This is a genomic window from Azoarcus sp. Soil_N_20 (assembly GCF_057656155.1).
On the sequence record NZ_JBDGKX010000001.1, the window covers coordinates 458,571 to 472,516 of the forward strand.

Annotated in this window: 15 protein-coding genes; 9 read left to right on the forward strand and 6 right to left on the reverse strand. The window is 64.8% G+C overall.

Annotated elements, in window-relative coordinates; genetic code table 11:
- Positions 1 to 7 precede the first annotated feature (7 nt).
- Both AC3A35_RS02160 and AC3A35_RS02165 read left to right on the forward strand, forming a co-directional pair.
- Positions 8 to 1,843 (forward strand): polysaccharide biosynthesis protein, encoded by a 1,836-nt coding sequence (locus AC3A35_RS02160; RefSeq protein WP_487434207.1) that lies wholly within the window; start codon positions 8 to 10, stop codon positions 1,841 to 1,843.
- Between the two features lie 160 nt (positions 1,844 to 2,003).
- Complete coding sequence (locus AC3A35_RS02165) at positions 2,004 to 3,740, forward strand: carbamoyltransferase family protein (RefSeq protein WP_487434209.1); 1,737 nt, start codon at positions 2,004 to 2,006, stop codon at positions 3,738 to 3,740.
- Positions 3,741 to 3,777: 37 nt separating this feature from the next.
- Here the strand turns inward: AC3A35_RS02165 and AC3A35_RS02170 are convergent, their stop codons facing one another.
- On the reverse strand, positions 3,778 to 4,113 hold the full coding sequence (locus AC3A35_RS02170; RefSeq protein WP_487434210.1) for a DUF1840 domain-containing protein: 336 nt from the start codon (positions 4,111 to 4,113) through the stop codon (positions 3,778 to 3,780).
- Positions 4,114 to 4,124: 11 nt separating this feature from the next.
- The gene (locus AC3A35_RS02175) at positions 4,125 to 4,676 is read right to left on the reverse strand and encodes a hypoxanthine-guanine phosphoribosyltransferase (RefSeq protein ID WP_487434212.1); all 552 of its coding nucleotides are present in this window, start codon (positions 4,674 to 4,676) and stop codon (positions 4,125 to 4,127) included.
- A 135-nt stretch (positions 4,677 to 4,811) separates the two neighbouring features.
- On the opposite strand from AC3A35_RS02175, the gene upp reads away from it, so the two are divergent.
- Together upp and AC3A35_RS02185 are read left to right on the forward strand one after the other, a co-directional pair.
- Positions 4,812 to 5,444: a uracil phosphoribosyltransferase gene (upp, locus tag AC3A35_RS02180; RefSeq protein ID WP_487434213.1), complete on the forward strand. Its 633-nt coding sequence runs from the start codon at positions 4,812 to 4,814 to the stop codon at positions 5,442 to 5,444.
- Between the two features lie 109 nt (positions 5,445 to 5,553).
- A complete protein-coding gene (locus tag AC3A35_RS02185) occupies positions 5,554 to 6,801 on the forward strand; it encodes a uracil-xanthine permease family protein (RefSeq protein ID WP_487434215.1) in 1,248 nt (415 codons plus the stop codon).
- An 18-nt stretch (positions 6,802 to 6,819) separates the two neighbouring features.
- Here the strand turns inward: AC3A35_RS02185 and AC3A35_RS02190 are convergent, their stop codons facing one another.
- The 3 genes from AC3A35_RS02190 to AC3A35_RS02200 are packed head-to-tail and all read right to left on the reverse strand — an operon-like array spanning position 6,820 to position 7,892.
- A complete protein-coding gene (locus AC3A35_RS02190) occupies positions 6,820 to 7,191 on the reverse strand; it encodes a YqjK-like family protein (protein WP_487434217.1) in 372 nt (123 codons plus the stop codon).
- Positions 7,188 to 7,571, reverse strand: a complete 384-nt coding sequence (locus AC3A35_RS02195; protein WP_487434218.1) for a phage holin family protein — start codon at positions 7,569 to 7,571, stop codon at positions 7,188 to 7,190. Before AC3A35_RS02195 ends, AC3A35_RS02190 begins: the two co-directional genes overlap by 4 nt.
- Positions 7,572 to 7,580: 9 nt before the next feature.
- The gene (locus tag AC3A35_RS02200) at positions 7,581 to 7,892 is read right to left on the reverse strand and encodes an ElaB/YgaM/YqjD family protein (protein WP_487434219.1); all 312 of its coding nucleotides are present in this window, start codon (positions 7,890 to 7,892) and stop codon (positions 7,581 to 7,583) included.
- A gap of 339 nt (positions 7,893 to 8,231) precedes the next feature.
- Here AC3A35_RS02200 and rquA point away from each other — a divergent pair, with 339 nt between their 5' ends.
- Positions 8,232 to 8,924 carry a rhodoquinone biosynthesis methyltransferase RquA gene (gene rquA / locus AC3A35_RS02205; RefSeq protein ID WP_487434221.1) on the forward strand — a complete coding sequence of 231 codons (693 nt, stop codon included), beginning with the start codon at positions 8,232 to 8,234 and terminating at the stop codon, positions 8,922 to 8,924.
- A gap of 33 nt (positions 8,925 to 8,957) precedes the next feature.
- Here the strand turns inward: rquA and AC3A35_RS02210 are convergent, their stop codons facing one another.
- A complete protein-coding gene (locus AC3A35_RS02210; protein ID WP_487434223.1) occupies positions 8,958 to 9,740 on the reverse strand; it encodes an exodeoxyribonuclease III in 783 nt (260 codons plus the stop codon).
- 42 nt (positions 9,741 to 9,782) lie between these two features.
- On the opposite strand from AC3A35_RS02210, the gene pyrE reads away from it, so the two are divergent.
- Genes pyrE through AC3A35_RS02230 form a run of 4 tightly spaced genes read left to right on the forward strand, consistent with a single transcriptional unit; the run spans position 9,783 to position 13,935 of the window.
- Complete coding sequence (gene pyrE / locus AC3A35_RS02215) at positions 9,783 to 10,430, forward strand: orotate phosphoribosyltransferase (RefSeq protein WP_487434224.1); 648 nt, start codon at positions 9,783 to 9,785, stop codon at positions 10,428 to 10,430.
- Between the two features lie 25 nt (positions 10,431 to 10,455).
- Entirely contained in the window at positions 10,456 to 11,043 is a 588-nt protein-coding gene (locus AC3A35_RS02220) for a hypothetical protein (protein ID WP_487434226.1), read from the forward strand.
- 37 nt (positions 11,044 to 11,080) lie between these two features.
- Positions 11,081 to 13,156 carry a molybdopterin-containing oxidoreductase family protein gene (locus tag AC3A35_RS02225; RefSeq protein ID WP_487434227.1) on the forward strand — a complete coding sequence of 692 codons (2,076 nt, stop codon included), beginning with the start codon at positions 11,081 to 11,083 and terminating at the stop codon, positions 13,154 to 13,156.
- Complete coding sequence (locus AC3A35_RS02230) at positions 13,153 to 13,935, forward strand: NAD-dependent deacylase (RefSeq protein ID WP_487434228.1); 783 nt, start codon at positions 13,153 to 13,155, stop codon at positions 13,933 to 13,935. Before AC3A35_RS02225 ends, AC3A35_RS02230 begins: the two co-directional genes overlap by 4 nt.
- Positions 13,936 to 13,946: the final 11 nt, after the last annotated feature.

Sequence of the window (13,946 nt, forward strand, 5' to 3'; positions counted from 1 at the left end):
TTTTCTCATGACGACAACTGCCCGTACCGCTCTTGTTTTTCTGTTTGACCTTACCGCCGTTATGGTCGCTTGGGTCGGCGGGTTTTTCATTCGCTTCAACTTCACCTGGCCTTCCGGCTACAACGACAAGGTGTTCCTCGGCCTGGGCTTGCTGGTGGTGGTCCACGCCCTTGCCTGCCGATGGGCGGGTCTCTACCGAGGAATGTGGATTTTCGCCAGCCTGCCGGATCTCAAGCGGGTGTTGAAGGCGGTAGGCGTATCGTCGCTTGGGTTGGTCGCAATCCTTGCGTTGGACAGAACAAATGGTCCTGCGATTCCCCGTTCGATGCTGGTGCTGTATCCGCTGTTGCTGCTGATGGTGATGGGCGGCGGCCGTGCCGCCTGGCGGATGTGGAAGGAGCACCGGCTTTATGGTGGGCTGATGGCCACCGGCAAGCCGGTGGTTGTGGTGGGCGCCGGCACCGGTGGTGCGATGTTGGTGCGCGAACTCGAGCGCAGCCCGGACTGGCGCGTGGTGGCACTGGTGGATGACAACCCCGCAAAATGGGGTCTGGAGCTCTTCGGCAAGCCGGTGATCGGCTCCATCGATCTGCTGCCTCAGGTGTTGAGCGACTACAAGGCACAACATGTGATTCTCGCCATGCCCTCGGCCGCGGCCGATTCGCTGCGGCGTGCGGCCGATATGGCGGTGCGTGCAGGTGCGCACGCTTTCACCGTGCCGGCACTGGATGAACTGATGAGCGGCCGGGTGGCGATCAACGCGATGCGTCCGGTGGCCATCGAAGACCTGCTCGGCCGTGAGCCGGTACGTATCGATACCGAGCATGTGCATGCAATGATCACCGGCAAGACGGTACTGATTACCGGGGCGGGCGGGTCGATTGGCAGCGAGCTCTGCCGCCAGTTGGCACGCTTTTCCCCGGCGCGCCTGGTGCTGTTCGAGTCCAGCGAGTTTGCGCTTTACAACATCGAGCAGTGGTTCGCGCAACATCGTCCGGAAGTGCAGGTCGTGCCTCTCGCCGGCGATGTGAAGGATGCGCAGCGGTTGGACGAAGTCTTCGCCGCCTGTGCGCCGCAACTGGTGTTCCATGCCGCGGCCTACAAACATGTGCCATTGATGGAAGTGGGCAATGCGTGGCAGGCCGTACGCAACAATGTGCTGGGCACCTTGCAGGTGGCTGTGCATGCGCAGCGTCACGGCGCCGAGCGCTTCGTGCTGATTTCCACCGACAAGGCGGTCAACCCCACCAACGTAATGGGCGCCACCAAGCGCCTGGCCGAGATGGTGTGCGAGGCCCTGGGCGACCCGGATGGCCGCCACACGCAGTTCGAGATGGTGCGATTTGGCAATGTGCTGGGCAGTACCGGCAGCGTGATTCCGAAATTTGCCGAGCAGATTGCCCGCGGTGGCCCGGTGACGGTGACTCATCCGGACATCAACCGCTACTTCATGTCCATTCCGGAAGCCGCGCAACTGGTGTTGCAGGCTGCTGCGATGGGGCATGGCGGCGAAGTGTTCGTGCTCGACATGGGCGAACCGGTGAAGATCGTCGATCTGGCGCGCAACATGATCCGCCTGTCGGGCTACAGCGAGGATGAGATCCGCATCGACTTCAGCGGGCTGCGACCCGGCGAGAAGCTTTATGAGGAGCTGTTGGCCGATTCCGAGGCGACCTGCAAGACCCCGCATCCCAAACTGCGCATTGCGCGGTCGCGCCCGGTGAATGGCTGCTTCCTGGAGGAGCTGCGCCAGTGGTTGTCGCAGCCCGGTCCGGTGTCGGATGAGCAGGTGCGTGCCGGGCTGCAGCGCTGGGTGCCGGAGTATGAGCCGGCGAGACATTGACGGATCCGCGGCCCGGCGCGTGCTCGACTTCGGCTCGACTGAAATGCGGCGGGCGGTCCGGATCGACCTGATGATCAGGCGTCGTGAGGGCTGCGGGTATAATTCGCGATCCTGATTGGTCCGGCCCCTGCCGGCCTGGCTTTCCCCTTGAGGTTTCATAGTGGCATTGACCATACTCGGCCTTTCCGGCGCACTGACCCACGACCCCTCCGCCGCTCTCTATGTCGACGGCAAGCTCGTCGCCGCGGCCGAAGAAGAGCGCTTTGTCCGCGACAAGCACGCCAAGAACCGCATGCCCTACGAGGCTGCCAAGTTCTGTCTCGAATTCGCGGGCCTGAAGCCGAAGGATGTGCAGGTGGTGGCGATTCCGTTCGCGCCGATCAGCATCCTGGAGACGGCGCGCTGGCAATACGCCAAGCGCTACTGGTACGCACCCGATCGCGCGCTGGATGCGATTCTGCTGGGCAATCGGCGCTACTACCGCTACAAGCGCCGCATCGAGTGGTGTCTGCTGCAGCTCGGGTTCGATCTGAAGAAGGTCGAGATCGTGCCGGTCGAGCATCACCTGGCGCATGCTTCGAGTGCGTATCACTGCTCGGGCTTCACCGAGAAGACCGCGATCATGGGCATCGACGGCAAGGGCGAGTACGCGACCACCTTCTTCGGCTGGGGCGAGAACGGCAGGATCCACAAGATCAAGGAGTTCTACGATCCCGATTCGCTCGGTGGGCTGTACGGCGCGATCACCGAATACCTCGGCTTCGAGATGCTCGATGGCGAGTACAAGGTGATGGGCATGGCGCCCTATGGCGATGCCCTGAAGTACGATTTTTCGCGCCTGGCGAAGTTCGAGAACGGCGAGCTGGTGGTCGATACCGAGTACGCCAACGTGATCGGGTTCCGGCGTTACAAGGAAAACGGCAAGGGCTATTACTTCTCGCCCAAGCTCATCGACTGGCTCGGGCCGATGCGCGCCGGCGACGTTGCCGACGAGCCCTACATCCATTACGCCGCGAGCATGCAGAAGCTGTTCGAGGATCTGGCGCTGCAGATGATGGATTTCTACCTCGGCGACATCCTGCGCGAAACCGGCCGGCTCGCTTTTGCCGGTGGCGGGGCGCTCAACGTCAAGCTCAACCAGAAAATCATCGCGCGGTCGGAGGTGAAGGAGCTCTTCGTGCAGCCGGCTTCGGGCGACTCCGGGACGGCGGTGGGAGCGGCGTCCTACGTGTCGGTGCAGCGCGGCGTGCCGGTCGAGAAGATGGAGCATGTGTATCTCGGGCCGTGTTACAGCAACGAGGACGTGATCGCGGCGTGCGCGCGCCATCCGGCCAAGCCGACCGGACAGCGAATCGACAACGTGCCGCAACACGTTGCGCAACTGCTGGCCGACGGTAATCCGGTGGCGTGGTTCCAGGGGCGGATGGAGTTCGGTCCGCGTGCACTGGGCGGACGCTCGATCCTCGGCTGCCCGAGTGCGCCGGGAGTGGCCGACCGCATCAATGAGCAGATCAAGTTCCGCGAGCGCTGGCGGCCGTTCTGCCCGAGCATGCTCGATACCGTCGGGCCGCAGATGCTGCAGACCGATCATCCGTCGCCGTTCATGACCTTCACCTTCGAGGTGGCGGAGGAGTGGAAGACGCGTGTGCCCGAAGTGGTGCACGAGGACGGCACCGCGCGCGCGCAGGTGTTGAAGCGCGAGTACAACCCGCGCTACTACGATCTGATGGTCGAACTCGAGAAGCTGACCGGCAACGGGGTGGCGCTCAACACCTCGCTCAACCGACGCGGCGAGCCGATGATCTGCTCGCCGACCGACGCGCTGAACATGTTCTTCGGCTCCGATCTCGAGTATCTGGTGATGGAGGATGTGCTGGTGGTAAAGCCGCGCGTCTGATCGGCCCGCCCGGGCCGCTGCCGTCGTGTCGGCCGGGCTACACGCCCCACGTCACCGGTACCGCCTCGCGCTGCGCGCGCTCGAGCATGTCGAGCAGGGGCCAGGCGCGCTGGGCGAGGCTGACCGGGGCGGCCATGCCGCTGCGGCCGGCTTCGCGCTCCGCCGCTTCGTCTTCTTCAGTCGGCTGCGCCTGGCGCGCGCGGTCTTCCTCGATCGCGGCACGCAGGCGGGCGATGGCGTCGGGGAGCTGGGCCACGGTGACGATGCCGGTGGCGTCCTGCGGATCCTTGCCGAGTGCGGCGATGAGCTGTTTGCCGGCATCGCCCAGCATGATGACGTCGGCACTGGTGTCGGATTTGAAAGTGATCAGCATGGTGTCCCTCCTTAAAGGCCTTTGACCGCGTAGATGCCTGGCGCGTTGCGCCAGTACCCCTGATAATCCATTCCGCAGCCGAAAAGAAAGCGGTCGGCGATATCGAGGCCGGTGAAGTCTGCGCGCATGCCGGGATAGGCCTTGCGGTCGTGCTGCTTGTGCACCAGCACCGCGGAGAGCACTTCCTTTGCGCCTTCGGTCTTGAGGTAGTCGATGATGGCCTTGAGCGTGTGGCCTTCGTCGAGGATGTCGTCGAGCACCAGCACCGTCCGGTTGCGCAGATCCTGGGTGGGCCGCACGCGCCAGTCGAGCAGCGAACCGTGGATGGCATGCCCGTAGCGGGTGGCGTGCAGGTACGCGACTTCGAGCGGGAACGGCAGCCGCGGCAGAATCCGCCCGGCGAGGATCAGCCCGCCGTTCATCACGGTATAGACCAGCGGATTGCTGTCGGCGAGGCGGGCGGTGATTGCCGTAGCCATGTGCTCGAGCGCTGCCTCCACGGCCGTTTCGTCGGCGAGGCAATCGGCCTCTTCCCGTGCGCGTCGAATTTCATCGATGTTCATGGCGATGTGGATTTCCCGGAATGGTCGTGGCAGGGAGCGCCTATGACGGGATTTTATCGCACTAACGGCACTCGGCCTGAACGCGCGTCACGTCGAAACGGTAAACTGCGCCGAACCCCGTGCCGAGGAGCGTCCATGCCCATACATCAGATCGACCACCCGCTTGTCCGTCACAAGATCGGGTTGATGCGTGAAGCCAATATCAGTACCAAGAAGTTCCGCGAACTCACTGCCGAACTCGCACGCCTGCTGGCCTACGAGGCGTGCAAGGACTTTCCGCTCGAAACCGTCACCATCGAAGGCTGGGCCGGGCCGGTGGAGATCGATCAGATCAAGGGCAAGAAGGTTACCGTGGTGCCGATCCTGCGCGCCGGGCTGGGCATGCTGGACGGCGTGCTGGACATGATCCCGAGCGCCAAGGTGAGCGTGGTGGGCATCGCCCGCGACGAGGAGACCCTGCTGCCCGCGCCTTATTTCGAGAAGTTCGTCGGTCATCTCGGTGAACGCATGGCGCTGATCATCGATCCGATGCTGGCCACCGGGGGCTCGCTGGCGGCGACGGTCGACATGCTCAAGCGCAACGGCTGCGGACAGGTGCGGGCGCTGGTGCTGGTGGCCGCGCCCGAGGGCATCGCGTTGATGGCCGAGCGTCATCCGGAGGTCGATATCTACACCGCGAGCATCGATAGCCACCTCAACGCGCACGGCTACATCATTCCCGGGTTGGGTGACGCGGGCGACAAGATTTTCGGGACCAAGCACAACTGAGCACGGTCGGGCGGGTACGGGCTTCCGGCCGCGGAGCCGACCCCGCGCGCCGGGCCGGGATTTTGACAATGCTGGCCGCCGGGATGCCGGTGGCGACAGGAGAATAGCGATGCGTGAACTCCCGATCGAATCTGCCGACCCGCTTTGGCGGCAGGCGGTTTCCGGTGCCCAGATCCTGTTCGTGGCGTTCGGTGCGTTGGTGCTGGTGCCCCTGCTCACCGGCCTCAATCCGAGCATGGCCCTGCTCGGTGCCGGGGTCGGGACATTGCTGTTCCAGCTGGTGACCGGTCGGCAGGTGCCGATCTTCCTCGGTTCCAGCTTTGCCTTCATCGCCCCGATCATCTTCAGCATGCAGACCTGGGGGTTGTCGGCGACGATGGGCGCGCTGGCCTGCGTGTCACTGGTGTATTTCCTGTTCTCGGCGCTGGTGTGGCGCCACGGCGCGGAGATCGTGCATCGCTTCATGCCGCCGGTGGTGATCGGGCCGATCATCATGATCATCGGCCTGTCGCTGGCGGCGGTGGCGGTCAATATGGCGATGGGACGCAGCGGGGACGGCAAGATCGAGTTGGTGCCTTATGGTACGGCGATGGTCGTGGCTGCGGTGTCGTTCGGCGCAACGGTGGTGGCGGCCGTTTTTGCGCGGGGTTTCCTGAAGCTGGTGCCAATCCTGATCGGGGTGGGCGTCGGTTACGCGGTCGCTGCCTTGCTCGGTCTGGTCGATTTCAGCCGGATCGCGGCCGCCCCGTGGATTGCCGTACCGGAATTCGTCGCCCCGACTATCGAGTGGGCGGCGATCCTGTTCATGCTGCCGGTGGCGCTGGCGCCGGCGATCGAGCATGTGGGCGACGTGGTCGCAATCGGCGGGGTGACCGGCAAGGATTACACCGACAAGCCGGGTCTGCATCGCACCCTGGCCGGTGATGGACTCGGTGTGCTGTTTGCCGGCCTGATAGGCGGGCCGCCGGTGACGACGTATTCCGAAGTGACCGGCGCGGTGATCCTGACCAGGAGCTACAACCCGAAAGTCATGACCTGGGCGGCGGTCTTTGCCATCGTGATGGCCTTTTTCGGCAAGTTCAATGCCTTGCTGCAGTCGGTTCCGGTGCCGGTGATGGGCGGCATCATGATGCTGCTGTTCGGTTCGGTGGCCAGCATCGGCCTCAAGACGCTGATTGCCGACCGTACCAACCTCGACGATCCGCGCAATCTGGTGATCGTGTCGGCCGTGCTGGTGTTCGGTATCGGCGGCCTGGCGCTGAACCTCGACGGCTTCAGCCTGCAGGGGGTGAGTCTGTGCGGGGTGGCGGCGATTCTGCTGAATCTGTTGCTGCCGAAGCAAAGGCCGGTGGACTGAGGTCCACGCTGCCGGGTGCTACCGGCGGGCAAAGCGCCCGGCGACACGCCCGACGATGCGTTCGGCAAGCCGGCGCGCCAAGGGCAGGGCAAGCAGGCCGGCCTTTGCCCCGGAACTGCCGCGAAAGCGACGAAAGACCAGCCAGCCGATCCACGCCCGGTTGGCCAGGCGCAGTGCGAGTCGAGGCCGGCTGGCGACCAGTACCAGCGCGGCGACCGACAGCAATGGGGCGTGTTCCCGCGCCCAGGCGAAGCCATCACGAATCCGGTCGACGGTGTCGAGCGCCGACTCGAAACCTGCGAGCCGATGCATCGTGTCGTCGCGCTGGCGCGCCGCGTCGATCTGCAGGCGCTGTTTCCGCAGTGCGAATTCGACCAGCCGGGGATTCATTCCTCTTTCCGCAATGCGGCGCGGTCGCGGGCGAGTTCGGCGAGACTGGCGGCGAACAGGCGCGATCCGCGTTTGAATTCGCGGGCCGCGTTACTCCCGGTCAGCACGGCGCCGCCGATACAGATTGCAGTGGCGATGCCCAGTGCCAGCAGACGGTGTTCTTCCCAGAACAGCACGGTCAGGAACACCAGCAGGAACACAAGGCCGAATGCAAGCAGCAGGGCGCACATCAGCAGGTTGAAGAGCAGTCCGGTGAGGCGCAGTTTCTCTTCCTGCACCTCGACCGCGAGCAACTCCAGCCGCGTCTGCGCGGTCTGCAAGCCATGGTCCAGAAAACCGCGCAGGCTGTCGGCCAGGCGCGGCCTTCGCGCTTCGCTCACTGCGCGCGCTTACCGACGACCGGCCAGCAGGCCGAGCAGGAAGGCGACACCGGCGGCCACGCCGACCGACTCCCAGGGGTGAGCGTGTACATAGTCATCGGTGGCGTGCGCAGCCTTCTTGGTTTTTTCAAGGACCGCCGCTTCGGCGTCGGCGATCCGGTCCTTGGCGACGGCAAGGCGGTCGGTGAGGCGAACGCGCACGTCGGCCAGTTTGTCGCCAGCCTGGCCAGCGGTGAGCTTGAGCAATTCCTCGGCATCGGAAACAACGACCTTGAGGTCGGACACAAGTTTGTCCGTCGAGTGGGTGGTGGTGTCGAACATTTGCTGTCTCCTTGCGTGTGATGACGGTGGCGCCAGTGCGTTTGTATGTGTTTACGCTAATCTCATTCGGAAGCGATGGCAAATCCACCCGCAATTGCGACTTCGAGGGCGGATTTTTCCTTACATGCGCGGCAGAAATTCGCTGTCGGCGAACCATTTTCAACCGGGTCGGAATCAACGCCATCGATGAAGGGGGGCGCGCAGCCGCCATCGGCACGCGCCGTGGCTACGGGCACGAGCGCGGCTCGGATACCACGCCATGGTCGAACTTCAAGCCGTGCGGTGCCGCAGGTGGCGTATAGTCGGGCAACGCCACATGATGACTTCGGGATGCCCGCGATGAGCAAATCCACCGACGCTGCCCTACGTCCCAATACCCTGCCCGATTATCTCCGTCGCACCTACACCTGGGCCTACCTCAACCCGCGCACATTGCCGTGGCTTGATCGGGCGCCCGTGGTGTCGGCAATTCTTTGGGGCAATGCCGGACGTCTGATGCGTTGGGCGGTTGCGCAGTTCGTGGCCGGAGAGCGGGTGCTGCAGGCGGCGTGCGTTTATGGCGATTTTTCGGCGATGCTGGCGCGCCGGGTGGGTGTGCACGGGCAACTCGAAGTGGTTGATGTTGCCCCGATCCAGGTGGCCAACGTGCGGCGCAAGTTTGCCGACCTGCCGCAGGGCGGCGCGCGCGTCGCCGACCTCGTGAAGCCGCTCGATACGCAGTACGACGGCGTGTGCTGCTTTTTCTTGCTGCACGAAGTCCCCGACGCCGAGCGCCGGCGGATCGTTGCCAATCTGCTCGCGGCGGTTCGACCCGGCGGGCGTGCAGTGTTCGTCGACTACCATCGGTCGCAGCGCCTGCATCCGCTTGCGCCGGTGATGACGCTGGTGTTCCGCTGGCTCGAGCCTTATGCGTCGTCGCTGCTCGATACCCCGATCGAGAGTCTCGCCGACGAGGCCGCATCATTCGAGTGGCGTAAGGAAACCCGCTTTGGCGGGCTGTACCAGCTTCTGGTTGCGACCCGGCGGCGCTGACCCGCGTGCGGGAAAGCGGGGTTTCATGGCGATTCAAACATCCCACGCGTAGTCGATCATCAGCGGTGCGTGGTCGCTGAAGCGCTGCTCCTTGTAGATCGCGGCGGTCTGCGCCGTTGCGGCGATGCCGGGGGTCGCGAGCTGGTAGTCGATCCGCCAGCCTACGTTCTTCGCCCACGCCTGGCCACGGTTGGACCACCACGTGTAGCAGTCACCGGTGGCCTCGGGATGCAGGCGGCGATAGACATCGATCCAACCCTGTTCGTCGAACACGCGGGTGAGCCAGGTCCGCTCTTCGGGGAGGAAACCGGAGTTTTTCTGGTTGCTTCGCCAGTTCTTGAGATCGATCTCCTTGTGGGCGATGTTCCAGTCGCCACAGATCACCACCTCGCGGCCGCAGGCGCGCAATGCGGCAAGATGGGAGAAGAAGCGTTCCATGAAGCTGAACTTGGCCTGCTGACGTTCGTCCGAACTGGAACCGGACGGCAGGTAGAGCGAGATGACCGACAGCTTGCCGAAGTCGAGTTCGAGGTAGCGGCCTTCGGCGTCGATGTCGGGAATGCCCAGGCCCACCACGACCCGATCGGGGGCGCGACGGCTGTAGATGCCGACGCCGCTGTATCCCTTTTTCTCCGCGTGATGGAACCAGCCCTGGAGTCCGGCGGGGTTGCGCATGGCATCGCTCAGATCGGTGGCCTGAGCCTTGAGTTCCTGCACGCAGACGACGTCGGCATGCTGTTGTCCGAGCCAGTCGAGGAAACCTTTTGTGGTGGCCGAGCGGATGCCGTTGAGGTTGGCGGAGATGATGCGTAACATGGGCGGGGTTCCAGTCCTATTGCGGTGCAGGGAAAAGTAATCGTGGATTTTAGCCGGGAATTCATCGCGCTCGCCTGCGACAAGGGTGTACTGCGGTTCGGGTCGTTCATCACCAAGGCAGGTCGTAACTCGCCCTATTTCTTTAATGCCGGTCTGTTCGATGACGGGGTGTCGTTCCGCGCCCTGTGCGGCTACTACGCGCACGCCATCCGCAACGCCGGGGTCGGGTTCGACATGTTGTTCGGCCCCGCCTACAAGGGGATTCCGCTGGTTGCCGGCACCGCGATCCGGCTGGCCGAAGACGGGATCGGCCTGCCGTTTGCCTTCAATCGCAAGGAGGCCAAGGACCACGGTGAGGGTGGTACCCTGATCGGCGCGCCGCTGGCCGGCAGGGTGCTGATCCTCGATGACGTGATTTCGGCCGGGACATCGGTGCGCGAATCGGTCGAGATCATCCGCTCCGCCGGGGCAACACCGGCCGGCGTGGTGATTGCGCTCGATCGTATGGAGCGTGGCAAGGGTGCGCTGTCGGCGGTTCAGGAAGTGCGTGAGAGTTTCGGCATCCCCGTGATTGCCGTCGCCACGCTCGAGGACTTGATCGGCTATCTGGCCGACAGCCCCGAGCTTGCCGCCAACCTCGATGCAGTCAAGGCTTACCGGGAAACCTATGGCATCAGCTCGTCTCGCTGAACTTGCACTGCTGCTCGCGTTGGCGATGCCGCTCGGTGCCGCTGCACAGACCAACGGCCGAACGATCTATTGTTGCGATGCGAACGGCCAGCAGATGTGCGGAGATATTTTTCCGACCGAATGCTACGGGCGCGCGTACCGCGAGATCAGTCCGCTCGGCATCGTACGACGGCACGTGCCGGCACCGCTGACGGCCGAGGAGATCGAACGACGCGACGAGGCGATTCGCCAGCGCAAGGCGGCGGAGGCTGCCGTGCTCAAGAAGAAGCGTCTCGACCAGGCCCTGCTCGAGACCTATCCCAGTGCGGCAGAAATCGAAGTTCGCCGCGAGCGCGCGCTCGCCGAGGCGGACCGCACGATAGACGATCTTCGCGTGCGTGAGACCGAGTTGCTGGCGCGCAGGGAGAAGCTCGCGCAGGAGGCCGAAGCGCATCGCGGGCAGCCGCTGCCTCCCGATCTTGCTGACGACCTTCGCAACATCGATGGCGAGATCACGGCGCAGCGCTCGATCATCGATGTGAAGAAGCGCGAGCGCGAGGCCGTTCGGCTGCGCTTTGACGAAGACCACCGTCGTTACCTGGAACTGACGGTTCCGGCGGCCCGCCGGCGCTGAGCGCTCCAGCGGGCCGCCTGTTTGCGCGGAGAGCCGGATGACGCCCATCGAATCGCAGGTGGTCAAGGCTGCCTGTCCACACGATTGCCCCGATACCTGTGCGATGGAGATCACCGTCGAGCAGGGCAGGGCGGTGCGCGTCCGCGGAGCGGACGCGATGCCGTTCACCAACGGTGCGTTGTGCACCAAGGTGTCGCATTACCTCGAACGGGTGTACTCGGAGCAGCGCCTGCTGCACCCGATGAAACGGGTTGGCCGGAAGGGCGAGGGGCGCTTCGAACGCATCAGCTGGGACGAAGCGCTGGACATCATCGCGGCACGATTCGGCGCGATCGCGAACGACGATCCGCGTGCGATCCTGCCCTACAGCTATGCCGGCACGATGGGTCTGGTGCAGGGCGAGAGCATGGACCGGCGCTTTTTCCATCGCCTCGGGGCGTCGTTGCTCGACCGCACGATCTGCGCGTCGGCCGGCGCCATGGGCTGGAAGGCGACGGTTGGTGCGTCGATCGGCACCGATCCCGAGGCGGTCGTGGATGCAAAGCTCATCCTGATCTGGGGCGCCAATCCGGTGGTGTCCAACCTGCACGGCTGGCGCTATCTGCAGGAGGCCAAGCGGCGCGGCGCGCGGCTCATCTGCATCGATCCGCGCCGCACCGAAACCGCGGCGAAGTGCCATCACCACATCGCCCCCTTGCCCGGTACCGATGGCGCACTGGCGTTGGCGATGATGCAGGTTCTGATCGCCGAGGATCTGCTCGATCACGACTATATCGCTCAATACACCCTGGGTTTCGACGCGCTGGTCGAGCGGGTCCGTGCATTTACCCCTGAATGGGCCGCGCCGCTGACCGGGCTGACGGCGGAGAGCATCCGCCTGCTGGCGCGCGAATATGGTGCGGCCAGCCCCTCGTTGATCCGTCTCAACTACGGCCTGAACCGCTGTGCGGGTGGCGGCATGGCGGTGCGCAACATCGCCTGCCTGCCGGCCCTGACCGGCGCCTGGCGCCATGCGGCCGGTGGCGCCTTGCTGTCCGCATCGGGGAACTTCCCCACCGATGCACAGGCGTTGTCGCGGCCCGATCTCTATCCCGATCCCCAGCGTTTCCCGCCACGCACGATCAACATGTCGACCATCGGCGATGCGCTGCTCAACGCCGCCGATCCGCCGATCCGCGCGATCTACGTGTACAACGCGAACCCGGTGGCGGTTGCGCCCAACAGCAACGAGGTTCGCGCCGGGTTCGCGCGCGAGGACCTGTTCTGCGTGGTGCACGAACTGTTCCAGACCGATACCGCCGACTACGCCGACATCGTGCTGCCGGCGACCAGCCAGCTCGAACATCGTGATGTGCACGGCACCTACGGCCACTTCTACGTGGTGAACAATCAACCCGCGATCGCCCCGTTGGGGGAGGCCAAGGCGAACACCGAGGTGTTCCGCCTGCTCGCGGCCCGGATGGGCTTCACCGATTCCGCGTTCGCCGATTCGGACGAGGTGCTGGCCGCGGCTGCATTCAAGCGCACCGATGAACGTGCACGCGGGGTGACACCGGAAAAACTGGCGGCGCAAGGCTGGGTCCGGCTCAACCTGCCGCGTCCGTATGTGCCCTTTGCCAGCGGCGGCTTTCGCACGCCGTCGGGCAGGTGCGAGTTTCATTCCGAGATGCTGGCGCGGCGCGGACTCGATCCGCTGCCGGCCTGGCATGCGCCCGCGGAGTCGGTGTCGAGCAATCCCGCGCTCGCCGCGCGTTACCCGCTGGCACTGATCACGCCGCCGGCGCGCAACTTCCTCAACACCAGTTTCAGCCACCTGCCGCGCTTCGTCGCGCAGGAGGGGGAGCCGAAGCTCGAGATCCATCCGCAGGATGCGGCCAAGCGCGGGATTGCAGACGGTGACCGGGTCCGCATCCACAACGATCGCGGCGCCTTTCATGGCCGTGCCGTGGTCACCGACGGGATACGTTGCGGCGTGGTGGTGAGCCCGTCGGTGTGGTGGCAAAAGCTCTCCGGCGATGGCGAGAACGCCAACGCAGTGACGTCCTCTGCCCTCACCGACATGGGCGGCGGGCCGATTTTCTACGATTGCCTGGTCGAGGTCTCACCGCTATGAGCACCGCTTCGGCCATGGAATCCGATTTCGACGCGGTTGCCACCCTCCTTGCCGGTGCCGAACGGATTCTGTTCATTACCGGAGCGGGGATTTCGGCCGACTCGGGGCTCCCCACCTATCGCGGCATCGGCGGGCTGTACCATGAGCGATTGACGACCGAGGGGCTGACCATCGAGGAGGCATTGTCGGGCGCGATGATGGAGCGCCGTCCCGACATCGCCTGGCGCTACCTCGCGGAGATCGAATCCAATTGCCGAGGTGCGGAGCCCAACGCCGCGCACCGGCTGATCGCCGAACTGGAGCGCGAGAAGCCGGGCGTCTGGGTGCTGACCCAGAACGTTGACGGCCTGCACCGCATGGCAGGCTCGCAGAAGGTGATCCAGATTCACGGCACCGTGCACCATCTGCGCTGCACCGAATGCCCCCACCAGCGCAGTGTGCAGGACTTCGCCGGCCTGTCGCTCCCGCCGGCGTGCCCGGTGTGTGGCGGCGTGCTGCGCCCGGATGTGGTGCTGTTCGGCGAGATGCTGCCGCAGAAGGGCATCGACCGGCTCGCGCACGTGCTCGAAACCGGCGTCGATGTGGTGGTCTCGATCGGCACCACCAGCGCCTTTCCGTATATCGCCGGGCCGGTGTGGTGGGCACAGCAGAACGGAATTCCGGCAGTCGAGATCAATCCCGGCGAAACCGAGGTGAGCCGGCTCGTCGACTATCGCTTGCGCGTGGGGGCGGCCGAGGCGATGAAGCGCCTGTGGGGAAGGCTGCACCCGCCGGGCTGAGGGTGCGGTCG